Source organism: Cyclobacterium lianum (genome assembly GCF_900143075.1).
In the GTDB taxonomy this organism is placed as follows: Bacteria; Bacteroidota; Bacteroidia; order Cytophagales; family Cyclobacteriaceae; genus Cyclobacterium; species Cyclobacterium lianum.
The window spans coordinates 270,898-289,602 of the sequence record NZ_FRCY01000001.1 but is presented as its reverse complement, the minus strand read 5'-3'; the positions used below and the strand labels follow the sequence as shown (position 1 = coordinate 289,602).

The window sequence follows — 18,705 nt, the reverse complement described above, 5'->3', positions numbered from 1 at the left end:
GGGGCTCGGGAAACCCCAAAGGTCAGGGATCTTATTCATTCAAACCCCAGTCATAATCCTTAAAACTGATTTTGGCATTGGGGTCCAGGGGACTATCAGCGTAGCGGTTGATAAATGCTATCAAACTGCCATTTCTGGTAAAATCCTCCTTAAACCAAGAAAAAATACTGGACACCTTGTTCTTGTCCGTTTCATTCAGGATGGGATCATTGATGAAGGCTCTGGTCGCCATTTCCAACTGCTCGTCCAGCCTATCGGCCGTAAAGGCACTGTTGTTAAGTTTGGGGCAGGATACCGAAGCACAATTGATGGCAAAGTGAATCCGGGGTTCTTCAAACTCTTTCCTCAGAATTTGATGCTCGATTTCATCCAGGCTGGCTGCCTTTCCGCCTATTTCAAAAAACTCCAGGTGCCAGACGGTATTTACCAGCGGAATTTCAATCCTGGGTCCAATATCCCGGATGCTTTCTACCGGGTAGTGATCTATGATCAACTTGATGGTAAAGGCATTGTAAGCATTGATCCAATAGGCTAGTTGTTCTTCCTTCGTCCAGGTATTCCTATCCGGCGGGTTTTGAGAAAGCCGTTGCAGGTATTTTTCTAATATTTCCTTATCCCGGATAAATCCTTTGTAATCCACCCTCCCTTCGTCTCCTACATGTTGCTGCAGCAGGGCATCAAACAGTGCATGAGAGGGCGGCTCGGTATTCGCTGCTCCTAACTCGGAATGGCCACAGGAGAGGTTGAACAAAAACAACACAAGAATGATGGATTTCATAATATCAGAATAACGGGTAAGAGTTAAACGCAAAGGTTCAATACACCTTTTTCCCCTTCTCTAACCAGATGCCCCACATTTTATTGTAGGTATGTACCTGCTCGGTCTGGATGCTGTCAGGTGTAAAGACCGGATTCTCCTCGTTGACCCAGTGAAAAATACCACCATATAGGTTGTATACATTTTGGTACCCGGCTGCTTTCAATCTTTTTCCAATTTCCTGACTTCGGGCACCAATGGAACAGTAGACCACAATCGATTCTTCCCTTGGGATATCCGCAACAGATTCCATCGAGAAGGTCTCGTACCCGACCCAGCGGGCCGGTTTCAGGTGGCTTACAGAATATTCCTCCCATTCACGGGTATCCAGGATCACTGCCTCATCCAGCAAGTCTTTCTGATCGGGATAGACCAATGGAAAATCCTTGTCATAGGTGGTTTTTAGCAAGGTTTTAAACGGCAGGCTTTGACTGAACACAGGCCCAGCCAGAATAGCCAAAACAAGTAGCAGGAAGAGTCTTCGGAAAACCTTGCGCATGGGTTCATAACAAATTATTAACGGCAATAATTTCGTAGCATACCCGAAATGTTGCCGGCAGTGTCCTTATTACCAGCCCACGTAGTCAGGAGCTTTTACACCATTCATCCGAAGGTATACCAAACATTGGGCCCTGTGATGTGCCTGGTGGTCGCGCAGCAGATAAAAAATGTTTTCCTTAGTCATGGAAACGCCTCCGAATTCAATCGTCTCATTTAGCTGAGAAGCTGAGGCGTTTCGGATCAAATCCAGCACATAGTTATTGGCGCTATCCAGAATATTCAGCACCTCTGCTTTCGCAAAGCCGGACGCGTCTTCCTGGTTATAAAACGCTTTACGATCACCCGTAATGCGTGCGGTGAGCATGCTGATATTGTCTGCGATATGAAGCCACTGGCGCTGAAAAGACATGGCCTCTTCCGTAGGCTTGTATCGATATCTTTCTGCTGGCATGGCTTCTGCCACGGCTTTGGAATAGCTTAAACTTCTTTGCCAGACTCCGGCATACTGTTTTTCAAAATACTCCTGCGCATGTAGATTCGTTCCAGCCATCATAAATAAAAGGAGTGCGATTTGTCGAAACACCATTTGATTGTCTGCATTTTTCAATTGCAATAAGCTGAAGTTTCGATTAAAAAACAATTGTAGCGGACTGTTTACCTCACATTTAGAAGACGACAACATCCTCGAAATCAGATTCAAGAATAAGCCCGGCTTGTACCTAAAAACCGGGCTCGGTCCCAGGGGAAAATGCTGCAGGGTTTCTCAGTCCTGATCCAGAATGTCTTTGATCCTTTGCAGGCTGTCTTCCAGGTGAATTTTGCTCATCCGGTCAGCTGTCCCGGGTATCGCCCGTTCTATCTGCTCCTGCAGGTTTCTCAGACTTGCGCGCGCTGCAGGTCGAATATCAGATTGGGATGCATCAAGCGAAGCTGCTGATCTCCCTGTGGCATTTTCAGTAAGCAACAGCTCCAGCCGCTCAATGTGTGCCCGCTGCAGGCTCCTGCGGTTGACATCTATCAGGCTGCCCTGACCCAACTCTGACCAGATCCCTTCCCGGAGCTCATCCATGAGTGTCAGGAGACCGTAGGCTTTTTCCCCATTTATGGCTTCATTCTCAATAACCCGGCCCAATCGCCCCCATTCCAATATGGCATTCAGGTTGTTCACTTGTATTTTTCTGATACGGTCAAGAATACCAAAATCTTCTATTCTGCGGGTGATGGCATTGTCTGTAAGCCAATCCTGACTGGCAAACAATTCCCGATTGAGGAAAGCCATGGCCTCTTGCTGGGTAGTCTTGTCTACGTGGGTGTATACCGCCTCATCCTGGCCAACGGCCTTATATATTTCGTATACGCCTCCGATATTGGTCTTTACATGACCCATGTAGCGGTTAAATTGTGCCAGTACCTGCCCATACAATTCCTCCAGATCATCGTAATCCTTGAAGGGCTTGTCCTCCTCAGCAGTCCATTCGATCAGATTGGGCAGGATTCTTTTCAGGTTTTTGATCCCATAATCCGAGGCTTTCATGGCGTTATCTCCCAGGTCTTCGCTCTGTGTGCTGGGATCATAGGCATTGCCCTGTCTGCCATAGCGAAATACCGGATCTCCTTTTTTGTCCAGTATCCACTGATCAAGTATGGCCTGCTCCTCCTCCGGGGTAGCGGCTTCCAATATGGGTCTGTACCCCCAGCCAACGGCAAACTTATCGTATGGACCCACCTCCGGGTACAAATGCACCCCTTCATCCTCAGGCTGGGCGATGTAATTGAAGCGGGCATAATCCATAATGGAAGGAGCCGTACCGTACTCGGCAGTGAATGTAGCCGAACGCAGGGAATCTACCGGATAGGCGAAGGATGATGCAAAATTATGGGGCAATCCCAGGGTATGACCTACCTCATGGGCAGAGACAAAACGGATCAGCCTACCCATTACTTCATCCTTAAATTCAGTTCCTCTGGATTCGGGATTGATGGCAGCCGTCTGGACAAAAAACCAATTCCTCAGCAGATTCATTACATTGTGGTACCAGCCAATATCCGATTCGATAATTTCGCCTGAACGGGGATCTGATACATGGGGACCATAGGCATTCTGAATATCCGAGGCAAAGTACCGGATTACCGAGTAGCGGGCATCTTCAGGATGCCAATCCGGATCCTCTTCTGGGGTAGGAGCATCTTTGGCCACAATGGCATTTTTAAATCCTGCCTCCTCAAAGGCCACATTCCAGTCTTCCACCCCTGCTTTCAAATAGGGTACCCACTTTTTCGGGGTAGCTGGATCGATGTAGTAGACGATTTGCTTTTTCGGCTCTACCAATTCGCCTGCTTTAAATTTCTCCATGTCTCCCTCCTTCACTTCCAGTCTCCAGCGATCCAGATAAGTCCTTTGGCTGGCCTTTTGGGCATCTAGCCCATAATCTGTCACCCGGGTGCTGAACCAGCCCACCCGGCGGTCTGCCAGGCGCTGCATCATGGGTTCCTCCGGCAGCAAAACCATGCTGCTGTTCATTTCTACTGTAATCAATCCCGTGCTGGAATTGGAAGGTGGTTCAGCGGCGGCATAGGTGAGTACATATCTTGCTTCTATATTGGTAGGGTAGGGACTGATGCGCTCCACATAGGTCCGGTCTGTGTCCAGCCGGGAGACTTTATATTGCGTGCGCCTGCTCTTTTGTAGGCCTAGCGCCTGCACATCCTTCGAAAAAAGATCGGTAACTTCTATTACCCAGCCCTTGTCCTCTTTCCCCTTTGCCTCTACATCAAATCGATACAGAATCGGCTCCAGGTTCGAATTCTTCACCGCATCATAGATGGGGAGCGAATCAGCGGCCGTATTGGAATAGGAAACCACTTTGAGTAAGATATTTTTATCGTTCTTATCCCAGCGCAACATTTGGGTATTGGTCCGCTCTCCCCCATATCCAATTCCTGAAGCTGTCCTGGCAATGGTCGTCACCATCAACATCTCCCTTCCAAGCATTTCTTCGGGGATCTCATAGTAATATTTCCCCTCCACATTATGTACGGTAAACAGACCGCTTTTAGAAATAGCTTTATCCGTGATTACCTTGTCATACGGCTTTAAGCCATCTTTGGATTCCGGAGCTTTCTCCTCCTTTTCTACTTCCTTTTTCTTGCTTCGTTTGATACTTCGTTGGGCCTGCGCCTGATCCATACAAATCAGATTGAGCAATAAGCCTGCACAAAAAAGTACCAGAGCTGCAAGCCTGATATTCCGAATACTTCTGTTCATTACCAATTAATTTTATTGAATGGCGAAAATAAAGTTTTAATTTGAAAGGGCTGCTAACTCCTGGACAGAAATAATCCCATAAATTACATCTGCCTATTCTAAACCTTCCTGAAGAAGAATGGTTAACACCTTGCGCATGTTTGAAAACGAAATCATAATCATCGGAGGAGGATTGTCCGGGCTCACTGCCGCCTATCTACTGGCAAAGCAGGGAAAAAGTGTTTTGGTCATAGAAAAAAAAGCCTATCCTTTTCACCGGGTCTGCGGAGAATACGTATCCAATGAGGTGCGTGACTTTCTGATTAAAGAAGGCCTGTTTCCATTCGAACACTATCCGGCCAGCATCAACCACTTCAGATTGAGTGCGGTAAATGGTGATGTAGCGGATTTTCCTCTGGAACTCGGGGGCTTTGGTATCAGCAGGTTTGTGCTGGACCATCACTTTTTTCAGAAATGCCGGGAGGTTGGGGTCAGATTTCTTCAGAAAACTCAGGCCACGAACGTCCGTTTTCTGCCCGAGAAACGGCACTTTTTAATTGAAACCAGCGATGGCAGTCTGCTTCCGGCAAGCTATGTACTGGCGGCCTATGGCAAAAGATCAAAAATAGACAAACAACTTAACAGGGGCTTTGTACGCCAAAAGAGTCCGTACATAGGTGTCAAATACCATATCGAAATTGAGGGCCAGAATGAAAATATGGTAGCCCTGCACAATTACAACGGAGGTTATCTGGGTATCAACAAGGTAGAAAATGGCCAATTTAACCTCTGCTACCTCGGAAGCCGTACCCAATTAAGGGACTCGGGAAGTATTGGTGCTATGGAGGAAAAACACTTGTACGCCAACCCGCACATTAGGGAAATATTTGAAAAAGCGCATTTTCTCTGGGACAGGCCTGAAGTGATCAATGAAATCAGTTTTGCCACAAAAAAACCTGTGGAAAACAACATGCTCATGCTCGGTGATGCGGCTGGAATGATCACCCCCCTTTGTGGCAACGGCATGGCCATTGCCATACATACCGGCAAACTGGCCGCCGACGCATTTTTGCAACACAGCCGTCTGGAGGATCTGCAGAGGGCCTACCAGGAAACCTGGAAAAACTTTTTCTACAGCCGTCTCCGATTAGGCAGGAATGTGCAAAGACTATTCGGAGCCCCTTTGGTTTCATCCCTCGCCGTCAATGTACTCAAGAAATCCTCCTTTCTTTCCAGAAAGATCATCCGCCAGACTCACGGATTGCCGATTCAGTGAAAGGCAAGCCCCGACAGGGCCCACCTCTCTTTGAATATTGAAATCAAAAGCGGATGGACACACCCGCCATGTAGTTCGTGCCTGCCATGGGGTAATAGTAGTTTTCTGTTACCAGCTCCCGGCCAGTGGCTCCTTCGCCAGGAATAAAATAGCTAAAGGTATATCCATTGGGTTCGTATAACTGGTTAAAAACATTGTTTACTTTTATTGTAAATGCGATCTCCTTCACCCATTCCGGGGACCAGAGGTAGGAAAATCTGAGGTCAGAAGTCCAGAATGGATCCAGGCTGCGGTCTTCCTGCTGGGTATTGTCCAGGTATTGCCGGCCCACGTATTTGTTGAGCAGGCTGAGTTCCATATTTTTTAGCGGTCGAAAATCGATGATTGCGCTACTAACCAGTCCTGGAGAAAAGGCAATATCGGTGTTGGTATAGCTGGTACTCTCCTGACCGGCAAAACCCCAATTTTCATCATATACATCATTGTATTCCGTAAAGGAATCAATCTTGTTTCGGCTCAGAGCAATATTACCACCCAAAGTCCACTGGGGAGCCACCTGTACGGCCGCATCCAGTTCTATGCCTGCCCTGTAGCTGCTGGCCACATTCTCCCTTATATAGGCGCCCACATCATTAAGTTGACCTGTGAGTACCAACTGGTCTTCGTAGCCCATATAGTAAAAATTGGCACTGTACTGATAGCCGGCTCTGTTTACCCTGAGCCCCGCTTCCAGGTTGTTCAGTTTTTCGGGCCGCGGAATCTCTGTAAGCGGCGAATCGGTAAAATCCCTGCGTACCGGTTCCCGGTTGGCCACCGCATAGGAAGCATATAGGGTCTTCCCATTTCCCGTCTCATAGGACAATCCAACTTTTGGATTAAAGAAGTTATAGTCCTGCTTGCCGGAAATGTCTCTAAGGTCATTGTTGATCCCATTAAAGCGGTAGTGGATATTTCTCCATTGCAGGTCTCCAAATAGATACAGGCGATCCCTTAGCTCATAGGTGGATTTCAGATACACATTTCGGTCATCTTTGACCGCCACATTATCATAGTATCGGTCCCTGATATCAGTATCGCCGGCAAATCTCATCCAGATGATCTCTCCAAAGTGGTCTCCGTCATACCGGTTTGCCCCGCCTCCCAGGATAGCATCCAGCTTGCCATCGTCAGAAACATATTGCAGCGAGAATACGCCACCATAGAAATCATTGTCGAGCCACCTCCGGCGGATAAGGTCCGTACTGCTGATCAGCTCATTGCCGATGGCTATGGGTGCTATCCCATAATTGCCCGGCAAATTATCATCGGGCCGGAACTGCTCGTAATACCCCTGTCCCTGCGTGTAGTGCAGGGCAAAATTGGCTTTTATGCGGCTCCCCCAACTACCGGCATAGATAAATTGATAATGGTCTTGCTGGTAGTTATCCGTCTCATTTTCGTAGGTATAGCCGTTGTAGGTACGGTTTGTTTCCAGCAGGTTTTCGGGTACCCCGTTCCAGGCCTGATAGGTCTGCTCTGTTCCTGAGAAAACATTTACCTTGAATACATGATCTTCTCCATAATAACCTCCGGATACAAAATAAGACTTCAGATCCGAATATGCCCGGTCTATATAGCCGTCGGAGCTGATTCTGGATAGCCTGGCATCTACTGCCCAGCGATCGTTGATCAATCCGGACCCTGCCTTGACGGTATGTTTTCGGGTATTGAATGAACCGAAGGAATGGTCTGTTTCTGCATATGCCTTTTCCCGCTTATTGTCTGTTTGGATATTGAGGCTGGCTCCGAAGGTGGCAGCCCCGTTGGTGGAAGTGCCTACCCCTCTCTGAATCTGAATATTTTCCACAGAGGAGGCAAAATCCGGCATGTTTACCCAAAACACCCCGTGTGATTCTGCATCATTCAGGGGGATACCATTTACCGTCACATTGATGCGGGTCTGGTCCGTACCCCGTATGCGCAGGCCGGTATAACCTACCCCTGCTCCGGCATCGGAATGGGTGACCATGGACGGGGTATAATTCAGCAGCATCGGCAAATCCTGTCCCAGATTATTCTTTGAAAGGTCAGATTTTTCTATCAATTGAAAGGTAGTAGGTGTGGTGGCGGATGCCCGCGTGCCGGAAACAATAAACTCCTCTGTGGTCAGCGTAGCCGGTTCCAGGTCAATCAGCAGCATGGTGTTTGTTTCCGTTGACACTTTCAGACTCCGTGTTTGGTAACCTACAAAGCTGATGATCAATGTGTAATCCTCTTTGTCAAGAGCCTCCAGGTTAAACTTACCCTCCCGGTCTGCGACCGTGCCCTTCGCGACTTCCTCTACATAAATATTGGCTCCCGGAAGAGGCATGCCATTACCGGCATCCCTGACTTCTCCTTCAATGCGGCTTTGCGCCTGAGTCCAATGACAAAACAGCGACATTGCCGCCAACAGATAAAAGCGAATCATGATATTTTACGAATTTCGGTTAAACATAAAAGGAAAAAAGGGGCTTTCCTTTTTCGATTGTTTACCCAATAGCATTGCGTACGATTAGCTATTTCTCATTTCCCTTCGCCGGCACTACCCGGATCAGGTAATATGGGTATGATCTCAGCCCGTTGCTTTGGGGCACCCCTAATGATCTGCTGACAAATGTAAGCGGTAGAAATGGATTTGGCAAGCCTTTCCGGAGAAGTTAGGCGGTACCCAGAATTCTCAGGTGACGAAAATGGGACAGAAAGGCCATACGAAGCCTTTTATGTTCCAGATATGTAATGTCGTACTCTTTACAGGCCTGCCTGATGATCCTGCTGATAGCCGGATAGTGGATGTGAGAGATCTTTGGAAACAGGTGATGCTCTACCTGATAATTTAAGCCGCCTAAAAACCAGGTCAGCAGTTTGTATCCGGTGGCAAAATTCGCTGTGGTGCGAATTTGGTGAATCATCCACTCATCTTCCAGGCTGTTTGTGGCAGGAGCAGGGACCGGAAAAGCAGTCTCTTCCAGACTGTGGGCCAGTTGGAACACCGTAGTCAGAAGCAGGCCCGCAAACAAGCTGTATACCAGAAAGCCAGGTAGCCATTGGCTCCATCCAAGCATGAAAACGGGGATGGCGACAAACAACACCAGGTGGATCGCTTTGAAACTCCAGAAGCTGATATGATCGGAAAGTTTCATTTTTTGGATTGGCACCATGCCTACCCTTTTGGTCACGTATTTTTTATAGTCTGTGAAAAACACCCAGTACAGGTACAAGAGTGAATAGGTGAAAATAAAATAGTAATGCTGGAAGCGATGGATCCTGAATTTTCGCTGGCTTGGAGAAAGCCTTAAAAATGGTCTGGCATTCAGGTCATCGTCTACTCCGTCCACATTGGTATAGGAGTGGTGTACCACATTATGTTTGGTTTTCCACATAAATACATTTGCACCCAAAAAGTTGATGGACAGGCCCGCCATCTTATTGATCCAGGGCTTGTCGCTGAAGCTTCCATGTGCCCCATCGTGCATCACATTGAATCCTATAAACGCTGTCAACGCGCCGAGCACCAGGCATTCTGCCAGGGCAATGAGCCAATGGGGAGTAAAAAAAATAAGGTGGGTGTACACCGAAATAAACGATAAAACCATTCGCCCTGCTTTCAGATACAAGGGCCGGTTTCCCGAGCGCGGCAGGTTTGTCTCCTTGAAGTAAGCACCAACCCTCTGTTTCAGGTCCTGATGGAAGGTAATTGTGGATTTTGAAAATTTTGGCGTAGCCATAATACGTTATTGGATTTAAATACTGGTGATTGTAAGCAGAAGAAAGGGCTGGATTGGGAAGCACGTGAAAAATCCCTTTGTCGGACTAAAACACATTCTTTTGTAAGGTAGGCATTTCAACTGGCAATATCAATCGAATTCAACACTATTGATCAGGTGCATCATGTCTGTCTTGACATATTCGATGATCGGTGCCAGGGAATCGTTTTTTACTGCCGTTTGGAAGTACAGGGCTCCACGCAGAAAATGCTCCGTGGAGTCGGTAACAAAAAACTGAAATTGAGTGGGTACCTGACCGCTCAACTCCGCCACCAGACCCGTATAGCCCCTGGGGGTCCGGACCAGACCTTCGTCTATACCATAGGCTTTTACCTGATGTTTGAATGTCAGGTTTAACGCATCGTCCAGGTAAGCCTTCAGATTTTCTTTTTTTCCTTCAATGGGTTTGTAGGTAAGGTGTACGCGGGCACCCAGAGAGGTATAGTGCAGGTTGATCCAGTTCTTTTCATCCATATTAAAGGAATCCGGCTCAATCTGCAGGTGGCTGGAATGTTCAAAAGAATAGGGTAGGTCCATGTCGAGAGATTCAAACTCCCGCTCAGGCAGGTCTATCCTGTTGTAGCCCATGGGCTTGGGAATATAGTCTTCCCCGCAGGCGCTAAGCAGAACTATCGTCAGAATAATCCAGCTAACGCTCAGGGCGGGCGATGGTGCTTTTAATTTAACCGGCAGCATCAATCCTTTACCCAGGTTACTTTATCAGAAATGGGCTTGCGGCGGCCCTCCGGCCAGCGGTCTGATGCTGGCTTGGCTACATAGAAAAACCCCATTAGCTTGTCCTCCTCGTCCAGTCCGAAGAAAGGCTTTGCCTCCGGCCAGAAAGTGGGGCCGCCAGTGCCCCAGTACGCTGCCAGACCATGGGCGCTGGCAGTCAGGTACATGTTTTGCACCGCCATCGCCACTGCAGCCACTTCCTCCATTTCCGGAAGATTGGCCCTCAAGTCCTTCTTCATTCCGATTGCAATGACATGAGATGCCTTTAAAGGGTTTTCTTTCAGCTTGTTGTAGGTAGCTTCAATAAAATTGCCTGTCTTTTCACTCCTCTCTCTGTAAAGGTTTGATTGAAAATCAGCAAGCTTTTGCAGGCCTTCGCCCGCAAAAACTACAAATCGCCAGGGTTCTGTCAGCTTGTGTGTGGGCGCCCAATTGGCATTTTCCAACATTTCCAAAACGATGTGCTCGTCCACCGGGTCGTTTTCCTTAAACTGGGCTACAAATTGCGATCTCCGGTTTCGGATGATTTTGTTGACTTCCTCTATATTAAATACGGGTCTGTTATTCATGATGGTATTTTATGCTAATATTTTAACCCAACCTTTATTCCTCCATAAAAGTTTCTTGTCGCAGCTGGCTGAAAATACCTGCCTCCAAACGGATTCAGGTCATTTCCAAGGCTGTAACTGGCATTCAACATATTTTCTACCCCTGCAAAAACCTCCAGGTCCAATTTGTTGCCGGCCGTACCTCTCCAGCCTGTTCTGGCATTCACCAGGTGATAGGCCTCTTGGTACACGGTATTGGCATCGTTAAGCGGGATATCATCCACAAACTGATGTGTAAAATTGACATAAAATCCCGGTCTGGTCCGTATATCCAACTGATTAACCACTGTGTGTGGAGCCACTCCGGTAAGATCATTCCCGGAATAATCGTTTTCGCCCTGCATGAAATCGGCAAAGGTAAAATAATGACCTGCAAATGTATGGGTAAGTTTCAGTTCTTGTACAAAAGCCAATTGATTCCTGATCAGGGCATAGTCTACCAAAAATTCTATACCTTTCTGGTCGGTAGCACCTGCATTCCGAAACAAGACTACCCCCTGTTCATTGGTATAGGTGGTGATGGTTTCATCCAGTTGGAAATAAAATACGGAACCATCCACGTTGACCCGGCCCTGGTTGAAGCTGCCGCGGTAGCCCAATTCATAGTTGATGCCTTTTTCGGCTTCCAGATCGAGGTTGATGGTACCTTCGTTGGTCCTGACCTCATCGATGGTAGGGGGTGAAAATCCCGAGCTGATACTGGCATGCAGTGCCGCTGTGGGGTTTAATTTTGCGGACAAGGCAATCCTGGGAATGATTACCGGATCAAAGGTTCTTTTTGCAGTAGAGGGCATCCCGTTGATTGCATCAATGTTTCTGGCAATATCAAAGCTGGAAAAATTTTCGCTCAGGCCCAATGTCATCAAAAACCGGTCTGAAAGCTCTGCTTCTATCTGCTGAAACAGGAATGCGGTGGTGGTCAGCAACTCATCACTAAACCGGACTGTATCGGCCATTCCTCCCCGGTTGCCAAAATTCTGCGCCGCAGTTTTCGAAAATTGGTATTCTCCCCCACCAATCAATCTTACAGGAATGGGTCCCCAGGCACCATCATAGGTAAAGCTCGACCTTCCGCCATAGCTATACTGTGTCTCTTTCTTATAATCCAGGTTAAATGGATTTTCAAAATCCACTGTATTGATATAGATTGATGTCTTGTTGCTGAAGTTAGGGTTGATTTGGTAATCGTGAGATAGGACACCGTACATAGACTGCTGGTCTATAGAAGCATTCTGCGCCGCTGATCCGGGTCTGGCCTGCCGGGGATCCTCCTCCCGTTGAGCTGCCGTCAACGCTCCGGGCAATTCGTAAAAAAGATCTGAATACAGCAATTGGGTGGTGAGCCTTTGCTTGTCGGAAGGCTTGAAGTATCCCGTCACCTGCAGCACCTCCCGATCCATCGCTGTATGCTCCCGGTATCCGTCAGAACGCTGTTTGGCATAAGATACTTTAATTCCGCCTTCCTCCATCTGCTGGTCCACACCGATCCGATAACGCATCAGTCCGAAATCCCCCAGAGAAAAATCGGTGCCAATCCGGTTTTCTGTTACCCGCAGGTCAGATTTAAAGCTGATCACTCCCCCATTGCCAGCACCATATATGCTGCCTGCCGGTCCCTTGATGATCTCTGTATTCTGGATATTGGAAAGGTCCAGCATGTTGAGTGGGGTGGTACCGTCCGCAGCAGTAAACGGTATCCCATTCCAGTACACTTTTACATTTCTTACGCCAAAGGGAGCACGCAATGAACTGCCCCTGATCGATATCCTGTAACTGGCAGGTGCCCGCTCTTCTACGCGTATTCCTGGTTTGGTATTGAAAGCATGAACCAACGAGGTTTCATTAAACCGGTACAATTCGGATTCTGCAACCCTGGCGATGCCGGCTGCCTGCTCCAAAAGTGGCCTTTCTGAATCAAATGAACTCACCACCACCTCCGTCAGGGATGTTTCCGCCCGCTGCATGGATATTGTCAACTCACCTGAATCCGGAACGGTCACCTGCCTGCTCTGAAAAGCCACGTGGCTCAGTTGCATTTCTGTCTGCACCGCAATGGTCAGCGTTATAACACCATTCTCATCGGCCACATAGGCTTGCTGGTTATTGCCTTTCAGTGAAGCATAAGGCACAGGTTCCCCTGACTGCTCGTCCACCACTCGTAAAGTGGTCTGGGCAAAAACAGAAACAGGTAGTAGCCATATAAGGAGTAGAAATCGAAGCATTAGAATTATTTTTGATTTTTTTAAACTGAATTTCAAAATTACCCCATTTTCCCTTTAATCCACCACCAATAAAAAAAACCTGTGGCGCTTAATCAAAAAATCAATATCTTGCCCGGGCATTTTCAATAAATCTGCCGGAAATTATGGATAGAAGAACAGCCATGAGGCAACTGGCGATTCTTACAGGAGGGGTCATTGCGATTCCATCCTGTAACTTCAGCGAAGAATCGCTCCTGCAAGCCTATCAAAACCTTAAAATAACTGCTTCCCAAAAAGCAACACTGACAAAAATCACCAATACGATCTTTCCCGGAACAACCCTGATAAAGGCGGAAGAAATTCAGCTCCAGGATTTCGTACTTGTCATGTGCAATGACTGCCTCAGAGAGGAGCAACAGGAAATCTTTGTAAAAGGACTCAGGGGGTGGGAGACCTTTGTACAGGAAAACTTTGGAGAAGCCTTCTCAAAAATGGAACAGGATAGCGCTGCAGATGCCATTCGTCAGACCATGACGATGGAAGCAACTCCGGAGAGTGAGGCTGGAATCATGGCCCGTTTTCTGGCCTTTACCAAACAATTTTCCCTGCAGGGTTACCTGAATTCAGAATACTTCATGACCGAGGTTAAACCTTATGAATTGGTCCCTGCCCGATTTTTTGGAAGTAAAAAAATTGAAAAAGCATAAATGAATCTAGCGCAATGGCGAATTTAAATATCAAAAGCAAGAAAGAAAACACCTATGATGCCATCGTGATTGGCTCAGGAATGAGCGGGGGATGGGCGGCAAAGGAACTTTGCGAGAAGGGGCTTAAAACGCTGGTGTTGGAAAGAGGACGGGAGGTGAAACACGTTCAGGACTATCCCACTACCAATATGATGCCCTGGGAATTTGAGCACAGGGGAAATATCCCGGAAGCGATCAGGAAGGAAAATCCAGTCGTCAGCCGCTGCTATGCGTTTCGGGAAGACGCACAGCATTTTTTTGTCAAGGATACCGAACATCCCTACGTGCAGGAAAAGCCATTTGACTGGATCCGTGGCTACCAGACCGGGGGTAAATCTCTGCTCTGGGCCCGGCAGGTTCAGCGCTGGAGCGATTTTGACTTTGAAGGCCCGGCCAGGGATGGATTTGCTGTGGACTGGCCTATACGGTATAAGGATCTGGCGCCCTGGTACAGCCATGTAGAAAAATTTATAGGGGTTTCGGGCAATAAGGATGGAAAGCCTAATTTGCCTGATGGTGAGTTTTTACCGCCCTTCGAACTGACAGCAGGAGAATTGTATTTCAAGGATTTTTTACGAAAAAATTATCCTGAAAGAGAAATCATAGTGGCCAGGTGTGCCCATATTACCGGCAACCAGGAATTTTACGCCAAACAAGGCAGGACCTTGTGTCAGAACCGCACGCTATGTCAGCGTGGATGTCCTTTTGGAGGATATTTTAGCAGCAATTCTTCTACGCTACCCTGGGCTGCAAAAACCGGCAACCTGAGCATGCAGCACCATGCCGTAGTCCATTCCATTATATATGACGAAGACAAGGGAAAAGCCACAGGGGTGCGGGTGATAGATGCCCAAACCAACGCCTCCACAGAGTACTATGCAGATGTGATCTTTGTCAATGCCAGTGCACTGAATACAAACCTCATCCTGCTTAACTCCATTTCCAACCGCTTTCCAAACGGACTCGGCAATGACAGTGGGGTACTCGGCAAATATGTGGCTTTTCACAATTATCGCGCAGGCATATCCGGTGAGTTCGATGGGTTGAAAGAGTTTACCACAGAGGGACGCAGACCTACTTCCGGTTATTTCCCCAGGTTCAGAAACGTATACCGACAGGAAACCGACTTTCTGAGAGGCTATGCGGCAGGCTTCAGTGCAAACCGCAGCATGGTCAATGACTACTCTGGCATAGGAGATGAACTGGAACAAGCCATGACCCGTGAGCAATACGGACCCTGGAGGGTCGGTTCCCACATGATGGGTGAAACCATTCCTAAAGAGGAGAGTCAGGTAAGTCTGGATCCTAACCTGACAGATGCCTGGGGTATCCCGCAACTTAAAGTCTCCATAGACTATGACGCCAACGATGAGGCCATGATCAAAGACTATCTGGAGCAGATGACGGAAATGTTTGAGGCGGCTGGATTTACCAATATCCGCACCCGGGATGACAAGCGGGCGCCCGGGCTGGACATCCACGAAATGGGAGGGGCAAGAATGGGCAATGATCCCAAAACCTCCATACTGAATAAATGGAACCAGGTTCATGCCTGTCCGAACGTCTATGTCACTGATGGAGCCTGCATGACCTCGACGAGTACGCAAAATCCTTCCTTGACATACATGGCCTTTGCGGCCCGTGCCGTGGACCATGCGGTGAAAAACCTGGGCTAAACACTTTTCTCTTCACATCCTGAAAGAGCTGACGTTTACCCTTCTCCGGGAGAATGAGACTTTAAAATCCAAGCGGTTTTGAGTACCTTCGTTTTTTCAATCAATAACCAGCAAACATGGAAATTTCAGGAAAAATAATTCAGGCACTAGAAGAGCAATCAGGAAATGGCAGGAATGGAGCCTGGCGAAAAAGGGATTATATCATGGAAACGCCCGGCCAGTATCCAAAAAAAGTATGCCTTACCGTTTGGGGTGAAAAAATTGATCAGTTTAACATACAGGAGGGCATTGAAATCACGGCAAATATTGAGGTCGAGAGCCGGGAATTCAATGGCCGTTGGTATACCGATGTCAAAGTCTGGCGGGTAAATAGCCAGGACAACAGCGGAAGCGGTGGAGGACAGCGCACCGGAACCCAAAAAAATGACCAGCCGGATGTCAGCACATTTTCCGACGACAGTGAAGGGGATATCCTGCCATTCTGAAAAGAGCTAATCGGTCTGTTTTTGGTGGTCACTTAAAGCGCTGCAACAAGGACAGCACGCGCTAAGCCAATTTTTTGCCGGCAGGAAATGAAATCAGACGAATGAGCATAGTGGGTAATCCAACGGACAAAACCACGGTAAATTAGATTTTTTGTCTATATTTACTATAAATCCCTCATTTTCTGCCGGCTATGAAAATCCTTATCCTTTATTTTCTGGGCTGTTTACCGTTGATTTCGGTGAGCGGCCAAATTAGCAAATCCGGCCCACCCATCATTTTTATCTATGATGCGAGTGGATCCATGTGGGGCCACCTTGCCGGAAAAACCAAAATGCAAATTGCCGCTGAGGTACTGACGGATGCGGTCAATGAGCTTCCCGAAAACCAACAAATCGGCCTGGTCGCCTATGGACACAGAAATAAGGGCGATTGCAGAGATGTTGAGTTTTTGGTAGATTACAATGAGGGAACGAACCCCGAATTCATCGCCGCTGTTGCGGCAGTCAAGCCCCTGGGCATGACCCCATTGGCCTACGCTGCCTCGTTGGTAATAGATCGGATAAGAGACTCAAAAACCCCGGCCACCGTGATCCTTGTAACGGACGGCATTGAATCCTGCGACGGCAATATCTGCGAGGTGGTAAGGAAAGCCAGAGAACAGGGAGTGGATTTTCGTTTGCACATCATCGGATTTGGCCTCGTCGATGAAGACACCGGACAATTGGAATGTGCTGCAAAGGCAGGTGACGGCCGGTATTTCCCTGCATCGGACGCGGCAGACCTGGGAGCCGTAATGCATGAAGCCACTGCCTCTACCGTTGACAAGCCCAAAAATAACGCCTCTGTATTTGCGTTTCAGAACGGGAAACCCATTGATGCCCTGATAGAAGCTTATGATATCATTGGGAAAAGGGATCCAATCCGCGTTCGGACCTATCGGGATACGGCATATTTCTACCTTCCCCCCAGCACCTATAACTTTGAGGTAAGACCGCTCGAAGGAAGCGATGTAAAAACAGTCACTGTCTCCGGAATCAAAAGCAGAGAGGACGACCTGGTGCATCAGGAGATTGGTTTTGACGGAGGTAAAATCAATATTGCCATCACCAACAACGGCAATTACTGGGATGCCATGGTCAAGGCGATTGATCAAGACGGGGCTGTGGCAGGGGCCGTCAGAACCTACGATGCCGCAAAGGAACTAGAGCTAAACCCCGGCTTATATACGGTGACGATCCAGGCGCTTGACATCAACGGTCTGGATACCTTTGCTGAGATTGAAAATGTCTCCGTCACCTCTGGTGGAACCCGACCGGTAAAACATGATTTTCAAACAGGAACCGCCTTTATCGATGCCAGGCTGGCGGACAAATCTATTGACAGTATAGTGACCATCAGCGAATCCGCGTCTGGCAGGCAGGTGGCTGCCGGACGCACCTACGACCGAGGCAGATCTTTTTTATTAAATATCGGTGTCTATATCGTAAAAATCACCCCTCTGGGACCACACAATGACCGTAGCCCCCAGTTACTCACTATTGAGGTAACGCAAGGGGCTGAAATAGTAAAGACCGTTATCTTCTAGATCATGAAAAAGCTTTTCAAACCCGCCAGTCTCTTGTTTAACCTACTTTGTTTACTTGTGTTTTTTTTGACCGGAATATTTTATGCCGGTTGGATAGGTGCAGGGGAGGGACAGGGACTGGCTGCCGGCGCTATTGTATTGAGCTGGGGAGTCACGTTCGCCTTGGTTGCTTTTTTGGGCTCCTTCTTTCTTACCTACCATCTTGTTCACAAAAAAATAATTGTTGTGAACTGGATTTTCTTTGCCCTTTTGCTGCTCGCCTATGGAATCAGCCACTACCGCTACGTAAACCGGACCAAACCTGAGGAAAATAAAAGCATTCCTATACATAGCAGGCCGGATTCCACTACCCCAACCGGTGATCAGACAGGTGTGCTTACAGCTTTTGAATCCGCCCAGCCCGCAGACAGAAAAAGACCAGCCGCCCCGGATCACAGCCTGGGTATGGGGTATTTTTCACCCAATGTGTCTGACAGCAGCATACTGTATTTTTACCATAACCCAAATCTTGAAAAATCCATGCTGGAACCTACAGCGCAGGACAGCATCACCTTCAGGAAAAATGAATACAATCAATTTGAAATAGCAACTGCCCCACCATGGCTGGTTCCGGATATCATGAAGCTGGATTATGACATGCTCTATTTCAAAATAAAAAGTGTATCCAGAGAATGGGTAGAAATAATTGTAAATAGCGGAAATGGACAATCCTCATTTGTATACAGACAGGCTGGAGAGCTGGTTTATTGGCCGGAATTTTTGCTAAATGTCAATTCGGTAGAATTGCTGCCGGATGCGGGAGAAAAAGTAAAAACACGTCCCTTAACGACATCAGGCGACATCCAAACGACTTATGCGTTTTTAAGGCCGGTGAAGATACAGGGAGACTGGGCAGAAGTGGTCTTGCTAAACCAGGATTTTCAGGAAGTGGGCAGAGGCTGGATACGGTGGAGGGAGGAAGATCACTTGCTTATCCGTTTTAATCTACTCAGTTAATTTTTAGCCCCGATTGATGAAGAAGTATTGAAATGGATCGTGTACCGTG

15 protein-coding genes and 1 riboswitch are annotated in these 18,705 nt (G+C 47.7%); of the genes, 6 read left to right on the top strand and 9 right to left on the bottom strand.

The genetic code is table 11. The features are described from left to right. Positions 1–31: 31 nt before the first annotated feature. The 4 genes from BUB19_RS01140 to BUB19_RS01125 all read right to left on the bottom strand — a co-directional run bounded on the left by BUB19_RS01140 (position 32) and on the right by BUB19_RS01125 (position 4,583). Positions 32–778, bottom strand: coding sequence for a DUF547 domain-containing protein (locus BUB19_RS01140; protein ID WP_073090424.1), 747 nt, complete (start codon positions 776–778; stop codon positions 32–34). 37 nt (positions 779–815) lie between these two features. Beyond that, entirely contained in the window at positions 816–1,316 is a 501-nt protein-coding gene (locus BUB19_RS01135; protein ID WP_073090421.1) for a rhodanese-like domain-containing protein, read from the bottom strand. 69 nt (positions 1,317–1,385) lie between these two features. Next, positions 1,386–2,000 carry a DinB family protein gene (locus tag BUB19_RS01130; protein WP_084096881.1) on the bottom strand — a complete coding sequence of 205 codons (615 nt, stop codon included), beginning with the start codon at positions 1,998–2,000 and terminating at the stop codon, positions 1,386–1,388. A gap of 81 nt (positions 2,001–2,081) precedes the next feature. Next, on the bottom strand, positions 2,082–4,583 hold the full coding sequence (locus BUB19_RS01125; RefSeq protein ID WP_073090415.1) for a zinc-dependent metalloprotease: 2,502 nt from the start codon (positions 4,581–4,583) through the stop codon (positions 2,082–2,084). 136 nt (positions 4,584–4,719) lie between these two features. Here BUB19_RS01125 and BUB19_RS01120 point away from each other — a divergent pair, with 136 nt between their 5' ends. Further along, the gene (locus tag BUB19_RS01120; RefSeq protein ID WP_073091439.1) at positions 4,720–5,838 is read left to right on the top strand and encodes an NAD(P)/FAD-dependent oxidoreductase; all 1,119 of its coding nucleotides are present in this window, start codon (positions 4,720–4,722) and stop codon (positions 5,836–5,838) included. A 43-nt stretch (positions 5,839–5,881) separates the two neighbouring features. Here the strand turns inward: BUB19_RS01120 and BUB19_RS01115 are convergent, their stop codons facing one another. The 5 genes from BUB19_RS01115 to BUB19_RS01095 form a co-directional block, all read right to left on the bottom strand. Then, positions 5,882–8,287, bottom strand: coding sequence for a TonB-dependent receptor (locus BUB19_RS01115; protein WP_073090412.1), 2,406 nt, complete (start codon positions 8,285–8,287; stop codon positions 5,882–5,884). 83 nt (positions 8,288–8,370) lie between these two features. Further along, positions 8,371–8,467, bottom strand: a riboswitch (TPP riboswitch). A gap of 49 nt (positions 8,468–8,516) precedes the next feature. Beyond that, on the bottom strand, positions 8,517–9,584 hold the full coding sequence (locus tag BUB19_RS01110) for a fatty acid desaturase family protein (RefSeq protein ID WP_073090409.1): 1,068 nt from the start codon (positions 9,582–9,584) through the stop codon (positions 8,517–8,519). Between the two features lie 129 nt (positions 9,585–9,713). Beyond that, positions 9,714–10,319 (bottom strand): gliding motility lipoprotein GldD, encoded by a 606-nt coding sequence (gldD, locus tag BUB19_RS01105; RefSeq protein ID WP_073090405.1) that lies wholly within the window; start codon positions 10,317–10,319, stop codon positions 9,714–9,716. Beyond that, positions 10,319–10,927, bottom strand: coding sequence for a nitroreductase family protein (locus BUB19_RS01100; RefSeq protein WP_073090402.1), 609 nt, complete (start codon positions 10,925–10,927; stop codon positions 10,319–10,321). Before BUB19_RS01100 ends, gldD begins: the two co-directional genes overlap by 1 nt. Positions 10,928–10,941: 14 nt before the next feature. After that, positions 10,942–13,188 (bottom strand): TonB-dependent receptor domain-containing protein, encoded by a 2,247-nt coding sequence (locus tag BUB19_RS01095; RefSeq protein ID WP_073090399.1) that lies wholly within the window; start codon positions 13,186–13,188, stop codon positions 10,942–10,944. A 143-nt stretch (positions 13,189–13,331) separates the two neighbouring features. On the opposite strand from BUB19_RS01095, the gene BUB19_RS01090 reads away from it, so the two are divergent. The 5 genes from BUB19_RS01090 to BUB19_RS01070 all read left to right on the top strand — a co-directional run bounded on the left by BUB19_RS01090 (position 13,332) and on the right by BUB19_RS01070 (position 18,656). Further along, a complete protein-coding gene (locus tag BUB19_RS01090; protein WP_073090395.1) occupies positions 13,332–13,874 on the top strand; it encodes a gluconate 2-dehydrogenase subunit 3 family protein in 543 nt (180 codons plus the stop codon). A 14-nt stretch (positions 13,875–13,888) separates the two neighbouring features. Next, positions 13,889–15,589: a GMC oxidoreductase gene (locus BUB19_RS01085; protein ID WP_073090392.1), complete on the top strand. Its 1,701-nt coding sequence runs from the start codon at positions 13,889–13,891 to the stop codon at positions 15,587–15,589. Positions 15,590–15,705: 116 nt separating this feature from the next. After that, positions 15,706–16,074 carry a DUF3127 domain-containing protein gene (locus tag BUB19_RS01080; protein ID WP_073090389.1) on the top strand — a complete coding sequence of 123 codons (369 nt, stop codon included), beginning with the start codon at positions 15,706–15,708 and terminating at the stop codon, positions 16,072–16,074. Between the two features lie 191 nt (positions 16,075–16,265). Then, complete coding sequence (locus BUB19_RS01075) at positions 16,266–17,660, top strand: vWA domain-containing protein (protein ID WP_073090385.1); 1,395 nt, start codon at positions 16,266–16,268, stop codon at positions 17,658–17,660. 3 nt (positions 17,661–17,663) lie between these two features. Then, on the top strand, positions 17,664–18,656 hold the full coding sequence (locus tag BUB19_RS01070) for a hypothetical protein (RefSeq protein ID WP_143155875.1): 993 nt from the start codon (positions 17,664–17,666) through the stop codon (positions 18,654–18,656). Positions 18,657–18,705 lie beyond the last annotated feature (49 nt).